General features: G+C 54.6%; 15 protein-coding genes. 8 read left to right on the top strand and 7 right to left on the bottom strand.

What is annotated here, in order from left to right; genetic code table 11:
* Positions 1-162 precede the first annotated feature (162 nt).
* Positions 163-1,911, top strand: a complete 1,749-nt coding sequence (locus tag ACA373_RS06790; RefSeq protein WP_253460491.1) for an amylovoran biosynthesis protein AmsF — start codon at positions 163-165, stop codon at positions 1,909-1,911.
* Between the two features lie 40 nt (positions 1,912-1,951).
* Here the strand turns inward: ACA373_RS06790 and ACA373_RS06785 are convergent, their stop codons facing one another.
* Positions 1,952-3,331 (bottom strand): sensor domain-containing diguanylate cyclase, encoded by a 1,380-nt coding sequence (locus ACA373_RS06785; protein ID WP_253460495.1) that lies wholly within the window; start codon positions 3,329-3,331, stop codon positions 1,952-1,954.
* 425 nt (positions 3,332-3,756) lie between these two features.
* Positions 3,757-4,080 (bottom strand): DUF6388 family protein, encoded by a 324-nt coding sequence (locus ACA373_RS06780; RefSeq protein ID WP_253460498.1) that lies wholly within the window; start codon positions 4,078-4,080, stop codon positions 3,757-3,759.
* Positions 4,081-4,235: 155 nt separating this feature from the next.
* On the opposite strand from ACA373_RS06780, the gene yedD reads away from it, so the two are divergent.
* A complete protein-coding gene (gene yedD / locus ACA373_RS06775; protein WP_253460501.1) occupies positions 4,236-4,715 on the top strand; it encodes a lipoprotein YedD in 480 nt (159 codons plus the stop codon).
* A gap of 41 nt (positions 4,716-4,756) precedes the next feature.
* Here the strand turns inward: yedD and amyA are convergent, their stop codons facing one another.
* The 4 genes from amyA to fliD all read right to left on the bottom strand — a co-directional run bounded on the left by amyA (position 4,757) and on the right by fliD (position 8,603).
* Positions 4,757-6,238, bottom strand: coding sequence for an alpha-amylase (amyA, locus tag ACA373_RS06770; protein ID WP_253460503.1), 1,482 nt, complete (start codon positions 6,236-6,238; stop codon positions 4,757-4,759).
* 127 nt (positions 6,239-6,365) lie between these two features.
* On the bottom strand, positions 6,366-6,734 hold the full coding sequence (gene fliT, locus ACA373_RS06765) for a flagella biosynthesis regulatory protein FliT (protein WP_125287995.1): 369 nt from the start codon (positions 6,732-6,734) through the stop codon (positions 6,366-6,368).
* The gene (gene fliS / locus ACA373_RS06760) at positions 6,734-7,141 is read right to left on the bottom strand and encodes a flagellar export chaperone FliS (RefSeq protein ID WP_125287994.1); all 408 of its coding nucleotides are present in this window, start codon (positions 7,139-7,141) and stop codon (positions 6,734-6,736) included. Before fliS ends, fliT begins: the two co-directional genes overlap by 1 nt.
* Positions 7,142-7,157: 16 nt before the next feature.
* Positions 7,158-8,603 (bottom strand): flagellar filament capping protein FliD, encoded by a 1,446-nt coding sequence (gene fliD, locus ACA373_RS06755; protein ID WP_253460506.1) that lies wholly within the window; start codon positions 8,601-8,603, stop codon positions 7,158-7,160.
* A 361-nt stretch (positions 8,604-8,964) separates the two neighbouring features.
* Here fliD and ACA373_RS06750 point away from each other — a divergent pair, with 361 nt between their 5' ends.
* From ACA373_RS06750 to fliZ, 6 genes are all read left to right on the top strand, one after another.
* The gene (locus tag ACA373_RS06750) at positions 8,965-9,774 is read left to right on the top strand and encodes a flagellin (protein WP_301289687.1); all 810 of its coding nucleotides are present in this window, start codon (positions 8,965-8,967) and stop codon (positions 9,772-9,774) included.
* A gap of 81 nt (positions 9,775-9,855) precedes the next feature.
* Positions 9,856-13,494 carry a glycosyltransferase gene (locus ACA373_RS06745; protein WP_370734246.1) on the top strand — a complete coding sequence of 1,213 codons (3,639 nt, stop codon included), beginning with the start codon at positions 9,856-9,858 and terminating at the stop codon, positions 13,492-13,494.
* Between the two features lie 80 nt (positions 13,495-13,574).
* The gene (locus ACA373_RS06740; protein WP_301729412.1) at positions 13,575-14,390 is read left to right on the top strand and encodes a glycosyltransferase family 2 protein; all 816 of its coding nucleotides are present in this window, start codon (positions 13,575-13,577) and stop codon (positions 14,388-14,390) included.
* Positions 14,391-14,625: 235 nt separating this feature from the next.
* Positions 14,626-15,594, top strand: coding sequence for an HNH endonuclease signature motif containing protein (locus tag ACA373_RS06735; RefSeq protein WP_301729413.1), 969 nt, complete (start codon positions 14,626-14,628; stop codon positions 15,592-15,594).
* 143 nt (positions 15,595-15,737) lie between these two features.
* Positions 15,738-16,460 carry an RNA polymerase sigma factor FliA gene (locus ACA373_RS06730; RefSeq protein ID WP_253460517.1) on the top strand — a complete coding sequence of 241 codons (723 nt, stop codon included), beginning with the start codon at positions 15,738-15,740 and terminating at the stop codon, positions 16,458-16,460.
* A 42-nt stretch (positions 16,461-16,502) separates the two neighbouring features.
* Entirely contained in the window at positions 16,503-17,006 is a 504-nt protein-coding gene (gene fliZ, locus ACA373_RS06725; RefSeq protein ID WP_253460520.1) for a flagella biosynthesis regulatory protein FliZ, read from the top strand.
* A 325-nt stretch (positions 17,007-17,331) separates the two neighbouring features.
* Here fliZ and ACA373_RS06720 read toward each other — a convergent pair whose 3' ends face one another.
* Positions 17,332-17,736 (bottom strand): hypothetical protein, encoded by a 405-nt coding sequence (locus tag ACA373_RS06720; RefSeq protein WP_301253398.1) that lies wholly within the window; start codon positions 17,734-17,736, stop codon positions 17,332-17,334.
* Positions 17,737-17,754 lie beyond the last annotated feature (18 nt).

Here is a 17,754-nt window from a genome sequence, read left to right as displayed (position 1 = left end):
ATGTGCACAATGATATGTGGAATAAACTCTGCACAAATAAAAAGGACACTAATCGCCCTCCAGGGGAAGGAGCAGGCGGGAAATAATAAAGGCTAAATCTGTTTAACTATTCTTTTATTCACTACAGGCAATTTGCACCTGCTTATTGTCGCGGAGGTTATTATGATTGAAGTTAACTCTTTTGCTGAACTGAAAACAACTGCGCCATCCAAAACCGGCGAGCTGGCTATCCTGCGTCGTTATTATAATAACGACAACTACTATCGGGGCGGCGGTAATTTCGTGGGCTACGTTACCACTTCTTTGCCGGCAGATAATGGCGGTACCATTGCGGTCGGAAACGGCTTCTACTGGCGCCGCGTGGTGGACGATCCGGATGAGGTAAACCTGTTCCATTTCGGCGCACGCGGTGATGGCGCTAACGACGATACTACGCCGGTTAAAAACATGCTGAACTGGGCACAGACGTATAACACCAGTATGCGTGATATCGCCGTGCGCTTCCCGGCGGGTAAATTTCTGGTTAAGCCCATTGATATTTCAGCAAGTGAGACGGCGTTCTTCTATCTCTACGGGGATCATAACCCGCACGGCGCCATCCCCCGTACCACCATTATTTCCGATAAGTCATCATCGCCGGTATTCAAGGTTAAATCGCGGCGTGTCACCATTGAAGGTATCTGCTGGGATGGTCAGACAGCGGCTGATGTTAAAACCAATACGGGGGCGATTACGGCGGCGATGTGTTCCAACACGCAGCCGTTCTTTGAAAATACCATCGTGGCGGGCGAATCCGTACTGATTGACGGTTTCCGCGCGCAGTACTGCGGCGGTACGGTTATCAAGCTGCTGGATACGTTGGATACCAAGTTTAACCAGGTTTATACCACCACCACCTACGGCCGGATTTTTGACGTCAACTATTCCGGCACGGCGGCGGGTTCGTGGGATCACTCAACGGCAATTGAGCTGACGAATGCGAACTTCCAGTACGGCTATGGCGAAGCGACGCTGTGGATGCCGCGCGTGACCCAGGGGTTGATCAACAACGTCTGGATCGAACATACCCGCTTCCCCGGCAACTTAAGTGACGGGCAGTGGATTGTCGATGCGCTGAGCGTGGAGGATTGCGCCAACAAGCTGAATATGACCAACAGCCGCGTGCAGATGCGTCAGCTTAACCTGCAAAGCGGCAGCGCGCTGGACCTGACCTTTGATGATAAAAGCCGCTGGCTGTCCGCCTTTGAGTACGGCTGGCGCCGCGATGAAAACTACGGTATCTCGCTCAACGGTTCGATTCGTCCCGGCTGGTACTCCGGCTATCGGGTGACGAACAATACCAGCACCGATAAGTGGTTCAATCTGGGATTAATTAACTTCCCGAAAGATAACCTGCAATGGGTTTTTGAGATTATCGGCAAGCTAAGTACGGAAGCGTTGGATAAAACGCTGGGCAATCCGATCACCTCAACCAACTCCTGTATGACCTGGCTGAATATTTCGCGCTGCTGGAACGGTATTTATGGCGATATGCAGCACAAAGGCTTGCCGTCCGTGCTGGAGGCCAAAATCAACCGTGTTGGGATGACCGTTGCGGAAGTCTTTATCAAGGTGAAAGCCAACAGCGGCGATACCTCGTTCAGCCTGCGGGCGACGGGCCCAAGCCGCTTTGATTCCGGCGAGTGCTGTTACTACCGACCCAGTCTGGCAGAAGCCGATGCCAGCGTCGTAGGGACAACGGTGGTTAACGCCAGGATGAGCCTGCACAACGGACTGGCAGGGATTGGCGCCAATGAAAAAGGCGTGCTGACGATAGCTACCGCTACCGCTACAGCACCTTCGACCACGACAGTAGCAGGCTATGTCACGGTCAATATTAACGGTACAGACCGTAAAATTGCTTACTATTAGCCGTTAAGGCTTTGGCCGCCAGTGATGGCGGCCTTTTTTTTTACAGCACAACTTCCGGACAGACCCGATTGCGGCCGCTGCTTTTGGCCAGATAGAGCTGTTTATCCGCGCTCTTAATCGCTTCATCCAGCGTTTTAGCATCAACCCGCTCCAGCGAGCTGATACCGATGCTGATCGTCACGCTTAAATCGTCGTCGTTAAGAATGATCGTATGCTGCTCAATGCTCTGCCGCAGCCGGTTGGCGAGCAGAAAAGCGCGAGGCAGCGAAATATCCTCAATTAAAATTAAAAACTCCTCACCCCCCATCCGACTGATAATCGCCGTTTGCTGTAGCGTCTGACGAATACGCTCGACGGTTTGCGCCAGCACATAATCTCCCGCCGCATGTCCAAAAGTGTCGTTGATATTTTTAAAGCGATCGATATCCACCACAAAAGCCGCGCCGTTAAAGTTATGATCCCTGCGCGCCATCAAAGCGTCGAGCCTGGCGGCCAGACCGCTGCGGGTCAGCGCGCCGGTAAGCAGATCGTAATCGGCCCGTCGGGTAATGCGCGCCACCAGCTTTTTATTGGCGGTAGCGCTAAGGGCGACGATCAGCGGACTGACCGTCATCGCCGCTACGCCCAGCCGCGCCGAAGCAAGACTATCGATCAGAAAGAAATCGTCTCTGCCCTGAATCGTTAATACGTTGCTGGCGACCAGGATAATTTCAGTGATGCCCGTGATAAGCGTCAGCAGACAGGTGATAAAAAGCGGATAGCTGACCGCGCACCACATCAGCGCCGGGAGGGGAAAAATCAGGCTGCCGCCGCCGCCCACGCTAATGCCGGCGGCGATGGATACGCCCAGCGAAATCAGCGGCAGCGGCGAAACCTGACGGCACTCCCTCAGCAGCTCGTTGATTTCATCGCTGCGGGGCAAGGTAATCATGACCGGCAACAGCAGAATAGAAGTGGATACCTGCTCGCAAAACCAGGAAATCCAGCCCTGCACCAAATCGTCATGAAAATAGTGCTGGCTGGCGACCGAGCCGATAACCGCGCATACCGCTGCGCCCACGACAGAAGCCGGAAAAACGCGGTTCAGCGCCTGCAGGCGGCGTGACGTAGTGCTGCCGGTTAGCAGGACGCCAAGGCCGGTGACGATAAAAGAGAGGTTGGCCGCGTCCATGCCCATTGAGGCAGCGACATGCGTGCCAAAAGCGATATCCGCAGTCACCAGCCCAACGTAAATAGCCGGAAAAGTCAGGGCCGAGCTAAGCTGGGGAAAACGGACCAGCAGACCCAGCAGCATCGCGTTGCAGGGCCAGAAAAGAGAAAGCGCGGCGTTAGTGCGGCAGTAAAGCCCCAGCATTGCCATACAAAGAGTGATAAAAAATAGCAGAATAACCAGGTTGATTTTATATTTACTTAATGGCATTTCGGTGGCTCAAATTTTATTTAAGGCAATGCCGCAAACGTGGCCTGCGCTTATACTTCCAGCTATCACAGTTGGTTTTCTGACTTTAGTATTCTTAATAATTTCTTATGATTCAAACAGGTAAAGCAGATAATGCCCCTGGTCGCGACAAGGCAATAAAGTCAGGCTTATTTATCCAGGCGGAAAAGCGCGTAAAGAATATCCTTATAATTTGCTGTTTTCAATCTCCTGAAAAATTAATCATCCTGTCGCGATCTATCACGAGATACAGGCGTTAAGGCTATATATACCGTAAAAAAGTGCGCTTTACGCATTATTATTCACTGCGCTTTTCTGTTTGAGAGCATTCTCACCGGGGTCGGTCCTGAAGTTGCGTTTATCCGGCGCAACAGAGGGATTACGCCGGAAAAAAGCAGGATAAACGGCTACAGCTCGTTTTTGATGCAGAATTCTTCCCAGCTCATGCCGAGCGCTTCGGCGTGCTGGCGCAGGTAGGCTTCGATAGCCTGAGCCGCTACGGCTTTATCCGGCTCGGCCAGCTGGATGGCGAACAACATGCCATCCAGCTTTTTTTCACGCGTAAACGCAGCATAGGCGCGATCGGTTTGCATACGCTGTAAGGCCGGTAACGACATGCCGAGCGTCTCTGCGTCCTGCTGGCTCAGCGCGGCGATACCGGCTTTGATTTCCGGGTGCGCTTCCAGAAAAAGCGCGGTGGCGGCGGCGTAATACTCTTCAATGGTTTTCATAGCGGGGTCCGGCAAAAAAATGATGCGCCAGTTTACACGTCCGGCGTCTTTTCAGCATCTGCTGTTGAAAAGCGCGTAGGGCAGGGCGAGACAGCTTGAATTGTACGGGTAAAAAATTATAACGTAGCGCCTGGCTGAAGAATCAGGAACTGAACATGAAAAAGTGGATTTTAGCGGCCGCTGCCGTCGCGATGACTGGCTGTGCGCAAATACCTAATTACCAGAGCGCGATTAAAACGCCGCCGCCTGCAAACCTGGTCGGTAACTGGCAGACGATGGGGCCGCAGAAGGGGCTGGTCAGCAAAGAGGCAAAAGCCAGCCTGATCGTTACCGCCGAAGGCGATACGCTGGACTGTCGCCAGTGGCAGCGCGTTATCGCCAAGCCGGGCAAGATTACCCTGTTCTCCGGCGACTGGGTGAATGTAAATAATGAAGTGCGCGTCATGCCGCTGGTGCTGGAAGGACAGGCGCTGCACTACGACAAGCTGGTGATGCAGAAGGTGCAGCAGCCAACCGCCGAGTGTCAGGAAGCGTTAAAACAGGCTACAGAGCAGGCGCAGGCGCAAAAAGTCGCCAAAGCACATAGCAACGGCCGGTCGCATCATAAAGTGATGATGAAAAACGGTAAATCCTGATCCTGTACAAGCCGCGCGCGGCCCGCCGCGCGCGCATTTTTTTAAATATCCAGCACCCAAACGCTGACGCTGCCCGCATTGCAGAAGAAGGTCGCGTTGCCTTCTTCGTCCGAGGTCACCTGTTCTTCACGATGGCCCAGGTAGTCGTGCCATGTTTTACCGGCAAAATCCATGCCCAGCGGCAGCGTTTTCTCGCCCTGTTCGCCGTTTGACATAATCACCACGCAGCCCGCGTGTTCATCCGTGCCGCTGCGCGCGAAAGCCACACAGTTCGGATGATCGAACCATTCGGTCTGGATGCCGTGCGCATGTTCCTGGCGCGCGCGCAGCAATGCAGGCAGCTCCGGGATTGCCGGCATATCAATCTGATACTCTTCGCCATCGCCGCCCGTGTCTTTGTAGCTGGTACCAAACAGGTCAGGATAGAAGACGCAGGGTACGCCCTGTTCGCGCAGCAGGATCAGCGCATAGGCCAGCGGTTTAAACCAGGGCTCTACCGGCGCCTCCAGCGACTGGAGCGGCTGGGTATCATGGTTAGCGACAATAGTTACAGCATGCCAGTGATCGTGTTCGACCAGCGTCCCGCTGAAAATCTGGCTGAGGTCGAAGTTGGCGCCCTCGCGGGAGGCATTGTGGAATCTCATCTGGAGCGGCGCGTCGAACAGCATGGTTTTGCCTTCGACCTGATGAATATAGTTTTGCAGCTTCTCGACCTCGTGCGACCAGTATTCCGCCACGATAAACATCGGCTGCTCTGCCACTTCCTGAATATGATCGATCCACTGCTTATAGAACCAGGCGGGAATGTGCTTGACGGCATCCAGACGAAAGCCGGTGCAGGGCAGCTGCTGCATCATCCAGCGCGCCCAGAACTTCAGTTCTTCGGTAACCGCGCGATTGCGGAAATCGATATTGGCGCCCATAAGATAATCAAAATTGCCCAGCTCGTCGTCAACCTGTTCGTTCCAGCCGTCGCCGGTATAGGCATTGATGATCTTAAAGACGCCGTACTCCTCCGGGTTATCAATGCAGTCCACGCCGTTAAAGCATTTATAATCCCAGGTAAATTTTGAGTACTGGCCGCCACGGCCCGGAAACGTAAAACGGGTCCAGGCTTCCGCCTCAATCACTTCGTCATCGATCTCTTCCCGGTTTTCAGGGTTAACGCGATTGACCTGCACCTTCTCTTTTTCGTCCGCGCCCATTTTATGGTTGAAGACCACGTCCATAATGACGCCGACCTCATGCTCTCTCAGCGCGTTTGCCGCCGCGATCAGCTGCTCTTTATCGCCATATTTGGTGGCGCGGCTGCCTTTCTGTTCAAATTCCCCAAGGTCAAAAAGATCGTAAGTGGCGTAGCCTACGCCTGTTGCGCCTTCGGAGCTTTTATAGGCTGGTGGCAGCCAGACATCGGTGATCCCCGCCTGCGCCAGCCATTCGGCGCGTTCAGCCACTTCTGGCCACAGCCTGCTTCCTTCGGGGTAATACCAGTGAAAGAACTGTAATAATGTGGGGTTACGCATGCCATTGCTCCAATAGTCATCAGCGGGAAACTGAAGTATGGAAGAGGCGGCGGGAAAAGCGCGGTAAGCGCAGAAATATTTTCCGCTGCGCTTACTGGCTTCATTCGGGACGATTGCCCGAGTGGAATTAAACGCCCTGGGCGTTTTGCGGGAACAGGATCACGCCCGCCATGCCGCCATAGGCTTTATTGACGGTTTTCTGACGGCTGGTCTGGCTAATCAGCTGCGCCAGCTCTGCCTTGCGCGCCTGCAGCAGGTTTTTCACTTCCGCTTCGTTGGCAAGGATATGGCGCAGTACAGGACGTAACTGGTCCTGAGTCTGAGCCGAGACGGGTGTTTGCTGCGTACACTCCGCCAGTTTTCCCACCGCACTGACATAATCGACTTCCATTTCGATCAATTTATCCCACTCGCCTTCTGTTGCCAGACGCAACATTGACTGGCTGAGCACTAAAAGCTGTTGGTAAATCGAGAGCAGATGCGGTGCAATATTCATTAAACGGCGTCCTGAAGAACAGTATTAACAGTGACTTCTTTCCAGGCATCGGCAATGTTGCGCAGCAGATCTTCTACTTCCTGAACGGCAGCGACATCATTCTGCAAATTACCCTGGAGAAGGCGTCTTATCATGTAGTCATAGAGCGCGAGCAGATTGGCAGCCAGCTCGTCGCCGCTTTCATCCACCAGGCCCACTTTTAACCCATTTTCAATAATGTTGATGGCTTTGGAGATGGCGTTGCCTTTGCCTTCAATCTGGCCATCCAGCATAAACAACCGTGCGCGAACCAGGGCGCTAAGCGCCCCGTCGAACAACAGCGTGGTCAGCTGCTGCTGGCTGGCGCCCAGCACGCTGCTTTCCAAACCTACTTTGCGGTAGAGCTGTGCTCCTGAATCTTTATACATATCGTCCCCGGCTTAATTAGCTGGATGAAGTTGAAGTGAACTGCGACGTCAGGTAGGTCGACGTGTTGGTCAGGGAGTTTACGAGCGTACTCAGGTTCGTAAACTGCGTCTTGTACCGGGCCATCGTCGCGTCAATCGAATCGCTCATTTGATCATAGCGATTGCTCAGCGTTTTCAGCGTGGTATTGATGCCATCCTCTGCGTTCTTGATGATGCCTTCTTTACCGACCGTGGTGCTCAGCATCGCGGTTAAGGTGCTGTTCAGCTTGGTCGCGAAACCAGTGGTGCTGCCGTCGCCGATAAAGAACTGGCTGACAGCCTGCGGGTTATTGGTCAGCGCGGCGGTCAGCTTGGTGTCGTCTACGGTCAGTGCGCCGGTAGAACCGTCGCTCTGCACGGCCGGATCGATAGTGATGCCCAGCTGCGCCAGAATCGAGTAGGAACCGCCCTGCACGGTGGTCAGGATCGAGTTCATGCTGTTTTCTACCGCACGAACCGTACTGTCGCCCAGCAGCGCGCCGTTGCTGCTTGCCTGCGTTTCGCCAGCTGAAACGGCGGTATACTTGGTAACCGAAGCAATAGTCGACTTCAGCGAGTTATAGGCCGTAACAAAAGCATTGATGGTTTTTTTGCTGTCATCAATAGAGCGTGAAACCGTCAGCTTCTCGCCGGAGGCGTCGGTGCTGGCAGCGTTCAGGTTCAGCGTAACGCCGGTTAACGCATCGGTAATATTGTTGCTGCTGCGCTCAATCGCCACGCCGTTAATGTTGAGTTTGGCGTTTTGAGAGGCGGTCTGCACCGACATATTTTGCGTGCCGGTCGCGCTGGCGCTATAGCCAATCGCGCTTTGCAGCGTATCGTCGCCGGTCACGCTGACGGTCATATCACTGTCGGTGCCGGTAGTCTTCGAGCTGAGCATCAGACGGTAATCGCCGCTGCTGGCTTTAATAATGCTGGCGCTGACGTTGCCGGCGCTTTTGTTAATGGCGTCGGCAATGCCGGACAGCGACGTCTGGCTGTCGGTCAGCGTAATCGTCAGCGGCGTAGTGCTGCCGCCCTGGGCGATGGTCAGCGTACGGCTGTTGCCGCTGGTGGTGCCGCCCAGCGCCGTGCTGTTGCTGCTAAACGAGCCGGACATCAGCGTCTGCGCTTTCGCTATTTGATCAACGTCAACGCTGTAATCGCCGGTTGAGGCCGTTGCGTCGGTAGTAGCGGTAAAGGAAGTATTGGTGCTGGTTACGGCCGTCGCGCTGAAAGCAGACGTCTTGGTCAGCGCCGCCGCCGCCGTTTGCAGCGCGGCCATAGAACTCTGCAGCTTGCTATAAGAGCTGAGCTGGGAATTATAGGTCGTCTGTTGTTTAGTAATCGCGGTCAGTTTTGTCTTCTCAGCGGTTTCTAAACTGGTGTAAAGGGTATCCAGATCAAGGCTGGTACCGACTCCGAGCGAGCTTACACTTGCCATGAGAGATCCTTAAGAATGAGATAGGTGCAAAACACATATCGGCCGCAGAGATAAAAAGTTTACGCCGCAGAAAAAAATTTAATGGGCAGAATAAGAGGGGTATCCGCAGGTAATTAGCCAGATCGTTTCTTCAGGCCGGGGTTACTATAATGAGAGTTGCAGAGTACGTATCGGCCGCGAAACGGCGGTTGGGAAGGGTAGAATAGTCACGATTTTTAATGTTGATTCAACGGGCTAATGGGTTTTTCACTTTTTTTCTAAAGTTCAGATTAACCCAACCGATAACTTCAGTAACGGTGGCAGACGCCGTGAGCGTTAAAAGCTCAGCCTAACAAACTAACTGATTTTGAAGGAAACTATTATGTCCGTTATTAACACTAACATCATGTCGCTGACTACTCAGAACAACCTGAACAAATCACAGGCTTCTCTGAGCACCGCTATCGAGCGTCTTTCTTCCGGTCTGCGTATCAACAGCGCAAAAGACGACGCCGCGGGTGAAGCTATTGCTAACCGCATGAACTCTCAGATCAAAGGTCTGACTCAGGCGGCACGTAACGCCAACGACGGTATCTCTCTGACTCAGACGGCTGAAGGCTCTCTGAACGAGATGAACACCAACTTACAGCGTATCCGTGAACTGACTGTTCAGGCGAAAAACGGCACCAACAGCGCCGACGACATCGACTCAATCCAGAAAGAAGTTGACGCGCGTCTGTCTGAAATCAACCGTATCGGTAAAGCTTCTACCTTCAACGGCACGGCGATCTTTGATACGACCGGCAGCGTAAAAATCCAGGTTGGCGCCAACGACGCAACCGACGCTAACGTCATCAACATCGACCTGTCAGGCGCTGGCTTCCAGACTTCTGGCCTGGGCGCAACGTTCAACGTGACCACCGACAACCTGTCTGACCTGGACGCGCGTATCAAGAGCGTCGATACCGCACGTAGCGGCCTGGGTGCGATTCAGAACCGTTTTGAATCCACCATCAACAACCTGAACACCTCTGTGACCAACCTGACCGCGTCACAGTCACGTATCCAGGATGCTGACTACGCAACTGAAGTTTCTAACATGTCGAAGGCGCAGATCCTTCAGCAGGCTGGTACCTCCGTGCTGTCAAAAGCCAACCAGGTTCCACAGGGCGTTCTGTCTCTGCTGCAGTAATCTCGCACGACACGTTTCGTCGACCCGGCTACGGCCGGGTTTTTTCTGTCTTGCCCACATAAGATGGCGCGGAGAAAAAGTATGAATCGTCTTTTAATTACTATTGATCAACTTAACCGGTTAACTGATACAGAAACGACCCTGATGGATGTGGTCGAGCATTTTCACGCGCAGGGCTGGCAGATTGACCTGGTCACGCGGCTGGTGGAAGGCACCTATTTACGGCGGCTGAGGGCGTTGCAGCAAAGCGGCAACGTACAGTGCTTTATGGAAGATGAGCATCCGCTGGCGGCCCACTACGATTTGATCTGGATTTGCCAGGGCTACATGAGTCTGAAAATGATCTCGGCTCTGCAGAAAGGCGAAATATCTGGCGTTTGCGTTTTTCAGCACTACTACGCCTATGCGGACCAGGACCTGCCCTATGGCGCGGCGCTGGAAAACAAACTGGCGGCCTACAGCCTGGCCGTTTCCGCCATCTCCTATGCGAAACTCGCGCTGAAAGGCATCGATCAACGCAAACTCCATATATTTCCTCTTTCCGTTAGCGACAGCTTCGCTCAGGTACAGCCGCAGGCTATGCCGCCGCTGTCGCGCATTTTGCTGATCTCTGAAGAACAAAATGACGCCATTGGCGAGCTGCGGACGCTGCTGGCCGCGAAGGGCATCAGCCTTGACCATATCAACGCCCGACGTCGCGAGGTTGAGCTGACGCCTGAGTTCCTTTCCACCTATCAGCTGGTGATGGCACAGACTCGTCCGGTGGTCCAGGCGCTGGCTGCCGGTGTCCCTGTTTATCTTACCGATACGGTTTCCGGCGCGGGCTATGTAAACGGCGAAACGCTGGAAGCGGGGCTGGATGCGCATTTCCTTGCCGATTACGGCAGTGCACCGCATCAAAGCCCTGAAGAGTGGGTACAGGATATCGTTGAGCCTTATGCCGATGCCTGGCAGTGGACGCAGGACTTCCGCGAAGAAGCTTTCCGGCAGTGGTCGCTCAGCGCGCAGATCGAAGCCGTGCTGGCCCGCTTGCCGAAAGCGGACAGGCTGCAGGTTACCGAAGCCGAAGCCGCCAGCCTGACGCTGCACCGCAAGGTGATTGCCGACGACGCCGAAAAATCCCGCGTGCTGGAAAGCTGGCTGAAAACGCGCCAGCCTTCCGAAGCGCGCATCAGCGTGCTGCTCTCCTTTATTAACCAGATGCCGGAAACCGGCAATATCGGCCTGGCGATCCTCGATCCGCACGGCGACAGCGCCGCGGTTGAGAAGACGCTTGCCTCGCTGGAGGCTCAGTATCTACAGCCGGCCCTGGTGGAAAAAGTGCGCGACAGCCAGCAGCTGGCCGGGCTGTTCAGCCAGACGCAGGCCGATTCCTTGCTGCTGGTCACCGCCGGCAGCGAGCTGATGCCGTGGGCGCTGCTGGTCTTTGCCGAGCACCGTCTGCGCCAGCCTGACGCCGCGCTCTGGTACTGCGACAGCGTCACGGGCGAAACCCTGCTGGCCGCCGAAAGCCTGTTTAAACCCGATCTGAATATCGATCTACTGCGCAGCCAGCCCTATATTGGCGAACAGATGCTGATTAACGTCGCGGCCGCGCGTGAGGCGGGCGGTTTCGACGCTGGTTTTACGCGCCTGGGCGGCATCGATCTGGCGTGGAAATTTATTGAAACCCGCGGCGCGCAGTCCATCGGCCATATCGCCGACGCGCTGATGCTGGTGCCGGAAACGGCGGAAAGCTGGCTACAGCTGCCGGAAATCGTGGCGGAAAGCGCGGCCGTGACCGCTGCGCATCTGGCGCGCTGCAATCTGCCCGCCGTGGTCGAGCCGGGCCTGCTACCGGGGTTGCATCGCGTACGCTTTACTCATCAGCAGCAGCCGCTGGTTTCCATTGTCATCCCGACGCGCGATCGCCTGCCGCTGCTGCGCCGCTGCATCGAAAGCCTGATGGAAAAAACGCAGTGGCCACATTATGAACTGCTGATCGTGGACAACAATTCTCAGGACGAGGCGACCTGTGACTATCTGGCGCAGCTTGAGGCGCTGAATATCGCTCAGCTGCGCGTGCTGCGCTGGCCGCAGGCGTTCAGCTTCTCCGCGATCAATAATTTTGCCGCCGAGCAGGCGCGCGGCGATCTGCTGCTGTTTTTAAATAACGATACCGAAATCGTCGAGGGCGAGTGGCTGTCGGCGATGGTCGAACACGCCACGCGTCCCGAAGTGGGCATTGTGGGCGCGCGGCTGGAATACCACGACGGGCGCATCCAGCATGCCGGCATCGTCGCGGGCGTGGGCCTCGGCGTCTCGCCGGTTTACGACGGCGTCAGCGTGGATAACACCGGCTATATGCAGCGCCTGCAATCGATCCTGAACGTGACCGCCGTCAGCGCGGCCTGCATGATGGTGCCGAAAGAGGTCTTTGTCGAGCTGGGCGGCTTCAGCGTCGATGAGTTCCCGGTCTACCTGGGCGACGTGGATTTTGCGCTGAAGGCGCGTGCCAGCGGCTATCTCACCGTATGGACGCCTTATGCGCGTCTGCTGCATATGGGCGGCGCAACCCGCGTGCTGGGCGAAGAAGTCGGCATTGCGTCCCATGTCGGGCCGGAGATGTTTGATACGCTGCGTGAAAAATGGCGCGGGCAGCTCAGCGTGGATGTCAGCTATAACCGTCAGCTCACCAAGGTTGGCGGCAACTTCCAGCTGGGCACGCGTCAGTCGCGCTATCAGCAGCCGCTGCCGGGCCGACCGCTGCCGGTAATGATGGCCTGTCATAAAAACCTGACCGGCTGCGGCAACTATCGCGTGATCAAGCCGTTCAAGGCGCTGGAAGGCAATCTGATACTGGAAGGCGGCCTGACGCACGGCCTGCCTGCGGTGATGGAGGTGGCGGAAATACAGCCCGATACGCTGCTGCTGGAGCTGGTGACCGACGTCTCCATCCCCGAGCGCGTGAAGCAGTATCGTCAGGTCAGCAATACCAAAATCATTATGGAATACGATGACTACATTCCAAACCTGCCGCTGAAAAGCGTCTTCCGCAAGCAGCTGCCGAAGGATATCGTGCGCCAGCTGCGCCGTTCGGTAGAGCAGGCGGACTGGCTGGTGGTCTCCACCGTGCCGCTGGCCGAAGCCTATGCGCCGTTCCATCACGATATTCGCGTGGCGCAGAACCGCCTGGACGATCAGTGGGCCGCGCTTAACAGCCTGCGTCGTCAGGGGAAAAAGCCGCGCGTCGGCTGGGCGGGCGGCAGCAGCCATACCGGCGACCTGGAAATCCTTCTGCCCTTTATGAAAGAGCTGGAGAACGAGGTCGAGTGGGTCTTTATGGGCATGAAGCCGCAGAACGTGAAGTGCGAATTCCACTACGGCGTGCCGTTCGAGTTTTATCCCGAAAAGCTGGCGACGCTGAACCTGGATTTGGCGCTGGTGCCGCTGGAGATGAACTTCTTTAACGAGTGTAAAAGTAACCTGCGTCTGCTGGAGCTTGGCGCCTGCGGTGTGCCGGTGATCTGTACCGATATTGAGCCTTACCGCTGCGATCTGCCGGTCACCCGCGTAACCAACCGCTACAAAGACTGGATGAACGCCATTCGCGAACATCTGGCCGATATGGACGCGCTGGCGGCCAGGGGCGACGCGCTGCGCGCCGGCGTATTCCGCGACTGGATGCTGCGTGACGAAGGCCTGACGGACTGGCAGAACGCCTGGCTGCCGCGAGGCTAGTTTCAGGTGATTTTTATGGCTGACCGGGAGCGCCTGGTCAGCCCGCTCTAATTAAAAAGTACGGCTCGCAAGGGGGCAGGATGATTGGCGGAAAAAAAATTGGCGTAGGCATCGTGACCTATAATCGCAAAGCCGGACTGATAAAACTTTATCAGTCGCTGCCTCGCGATATTATCGACGCGTTAGTCGTGGTTAACGACGGCGCTTATTATCCCGAACTCGGCGAGCTGGATTGCCATCTTCACCATAACGAAGTGAATCAGGGCGTTGGCCGCAGCAAAAATATTGCGCTGCGCTATCTTCAGGCTCAGGAAGTCGACCATTTCTTTCTGATCGAAGATGATATTTTCGTTAAGGATCCGTCCGTTTTTGCCCGTTATATCGAATTATCTGCCCGCACCGGCATTCAACATTTTAATTTTAGCCAGCATGGCGATAAAAATGTGCAGCCGGACGGTACGCCGCGTCCTTGCTATATTATGGATTACGGCGATTTTGTTATGCCGCTGTATCCGGCCTGCGTGGGCGCATTCTGCTATTACTCCAGAGCCTGCCTGGAAAAAGTCGGGCTGATGGATGAAATTTACTATAACGCCGTGGAGCATCTCGACCACACCTATGCCGTTATTAAAGCGGGACTGCATCCGTCCTATCACTATTTCCCGGATTTGGATAATTCAGGCCAGTATCTGGGCGATGAAGGCTGGAGCCCGCAGCAGTCAACGATTTCCGGCAAGCTCTCTTCCCGGGCCATAAGCCTGGTCGCCGCAACGTACTTCCAGGAAAAGCATGGCTGCCTGCCGCCGAAAATTCCTGCGGTATCGACCGAGGCATTGAAAAAAGAGCTGGCTACGCTGAAAAAGCGTTATGCCATTAGCGCCAGCCTGGTTAGCTAACCGTTTTCTGCTTTATTCACTTCTGCTTCTCTGACAAGCTTCGCTTTTCTGGCGAAGCGTGTCTTTTTATCTCGCCTGTTTTTTTTGCCTGAAACTTGCCGTCTGGCCCGTATCCAAAAGCCGCTTATTTTGTTATCACACTCAGGTTTTGCCCTTGCGGCACTGGAGAAAAAATGCGCCAGGCCGATAACTCTTTTTTATAACAATTCATTTTGATCCTCTTGCGGAGTGTGACATGCGCTTCAATTACGACCTGCTGCCTGGCGAACTGTTGCCGTTCGATGAAATTGCCGAACGCTACGGCCAGAAATACCCTGAGGATAAATCGCTAACCCCTCATGGATTACTCAGTCCTTCTACCTCCAGCAAGAACTGGATTATCCGGGCGATTTTCGCCAGCAGGGATATCCACGGCGCGCTGGAGGATGTGCTTTTTATCTCTAACGACAACGAACGTAAAAACTATTTGCAGCGCTTTGAGCACTACCTGCAAAAACAGGAGAGCTTTCTCTATTTTCGTCGCCCGCCCGCACCCGCGCCGTGGAACGTCTGGAAGGTGATGGGCGAGAGCAAGGTGGTGGCGATGCTGGATCCGGCCTCGATTATGGCGCAAAGCCTGATGGCACAGCGTGGTTTTACGCTCAGCCTGCTGCGCACCGATGAGGAAGACGAGTACTGGCAGCTGTACGACAGCCAGACGCGGCCCTGTTTTGAATATGCGAGACAGCTCCAGTTCCTGGTGGTGCTCAGCTCGCCGCTGCTGCCGCCTACGGCAGGCGTAATGCCCGGCACGCAGGTAGGGCGCCGCGTCAAAGCGCGTCTCTGGCAGCGCATCAGCCAGCAGTCTTTCAGCACGGCGGTGCGTGAACGCTACGGCGCCTGCGTGATCACCGGCACCAAAGTGCATGAAAATGCCAGCTACCCGTGGGTAGAGGCCTGCCATATTGTGACGGAAGAGAACGAAAGCGGTTTTCTGAAAGACAATAACGTGGATAACGGGCTTTTTCTGCGTAGCGACCTGCAACGGCTGTTCGCCAGCCATCTGCTGTTGATTGATGGCGAGACGGGCAGGATCTCTTTTCGACACAGCCTGCCAGCCGATGAAGAGTTAAGCTCTGCTTATCAGGATCTTGCCGGTAAAACCTGTGCATTATGGGAGCAGGTGCCCACAGCGACACGGCAGAGACTGCTAAGGTTGCGTTAGCTTTCCGTAAAAAGCGGTGCCCGACGCCGCTTTTTTCCACAAAAATGAAATAACCCGCCTTTTTTACCGCTATTCCTCCAATCAATCCGCACTACAGAAACAGATAATCATGCCGATAACTTAACTAACGCAGGATAGTCATAGTGAACGATCTATATACCGTCGGTGGCGTGATGGATAAAAACTCGCTGTGGCAGCGCTATGTGCCGCTGGTGCGTCATGAGGCGCTGCGCTTACAGGTCAGGTTGCCAGCCAGTGTTGAACTGGACGACCTCCTGCAGGCGGGTGGCATTGGGCTGCTGAATGCCGTCGAACGTTACGATGCGCTGCAGGGCACGGCATTTACTACCTATGCCGTACAGCGCATACGTGGCGCGATGCTGGATGAATTACGTAGCCGTGACTGGGCGCCTCGCAGCGTGCGTCGTAACGCGCGCGAAGTCGCCACCGCCATGCATCGCGTCGAACAAAGTCTTGGAAGGCCGGCCAGCGAGCAGGAAGTCGCGGCACAGCTTGACGTGTCATTAGAAGAGTACCGGCAGATCCTGCTGGATACCAATAATAGCCAGCTGTTCTCTTACGACGAATATCGTGAGGAACATGGCGACAGCGCGGAGCTGGTGACGGAAGGCCACGAAGAGGCTAACCCGCTACACCAGTTAATGGAAGGGAATCTGCGCGAACGCGTCATTGAAGCGATCGAGGCGCTGCCCGAACGCGAAAAAATGGTGCTGACGCTTTATTACCAGGAAGAGCTGAATCTGAAAGAGATTGGCGCAGTGCTGGAGGTCGGGGAATCCCGTGTCAGCCAGCTGCACAGTCAGGCGATAAAACGCCTGCGCGCCCGGTTAACGGGAGCGCGCTGACGGAGTCAGTTTTGCACTCTCAACACCAACCGGGGACTCCAAATGGGATCCAAAATTAAAATGAGGCCGCTGAGCCGCTATTTGAAAGATTTTAAGCACAGCCAGACTAACTGTTCACACTGTAGTAAAGTTCTCGACCGTATGGCGTTGGTTTTCCGCGGGCAGATCATCAATAAAGAGGCGATCGCCCGCATGGACCAGCCGATTGACGACCAGGTCTGGTCAAAGCTCCAGCTTGAGCTGACCGCGCTGTGTCGTTTTTGCAGTGATATTTACTGCAATACGAATCCTACCTATTTTGACATCATGGCGTTTAAACAGTATCTGTTTGAGCAGACCGAGATGAGCCACAGCACGATCCGCGAATATGTTGTTCGCCTGCGTCGCCTTGACGGGATGCTGTCGGCCCGTAATTTTCCGGCGGAAAGACTGGCCGGCAACAGCTGGCACGAATGTCTGGAAAACGATCTTCCCGATGCGGGCAACAATAATTACCGCATCGCCCTGCGCAAATACGATCAGTTTTTAGGCTGGCAGCGCAATTAGATTGGGACGACAGCCTCTTTTACGTTACCTTTTAGCTATGTTTTGTAAAACTGTAATAACTTTTCCTGCGTTGTTAAGGGATTGGTTAAGTAAAGGCTTACAAGATAAACTTATAAAAAATATACCTCTGAAAAAGTTACAGCGGTTTGTAACGGTTTCTGACATGTCTGAATGTGGGCATGACGTGGACATCAGGGCAGCGCAATATCGCTGCCCTGAATTTACAGTATCAGCAGTCCTGAACTGTTAATCTGCCAGCCAACGGCCCCAGCGCGATGGTATTTTCCCGATCTCAAAGCTATATGCGCATAACTCATCGTCAGCGCTATGCTTGCGAGCCCACACATTTGCTGTAAAACATGATATTTCCCTCGTTCATCATGACGTGACCAGTAAATATATGCCGCAATATGTGGAGTGATTGGCCTGGCGGGATATCGGGTTTAATTTGTTTGCGCACCCCACAGAATTTTCTGCAATCGACATTAAACAAGCTGGTGCTGGCTGTCGACATCATGTTGTGTTCTGGCTCTGCCGAAATCGGAACCGCACGCCGTTTACCGTTTTTGGTTTTCAAATACATGACGCGACAGTTAACAATCTGCGACCGTTTTAAAGTGACAACTTCTGTCCGGCGCCCGACTGCACTGAGTGCTACCAGAGCCACCAGGCGCGCATCACCGGCCAGCGTATTGAACAGGGCGGCGATTTCATCTTTGCTAAATGACATCTCCTGGATCAGTACAGG

Origin of the sequence: Erwinia sp. STN24, assembly GCF_041320675.1 — a bacterium.
Lineage (GTDB): Bacteria > Pseudomonadota > Gammaproteobacteria > Enterobacterales > Enterobacteriaceae > Erwinia > Erwinia aeris.
Note: the sequence above shows the minus strand (reverse complement) of the source record. Positions and strands in the feature narration are given on the sequence as shown.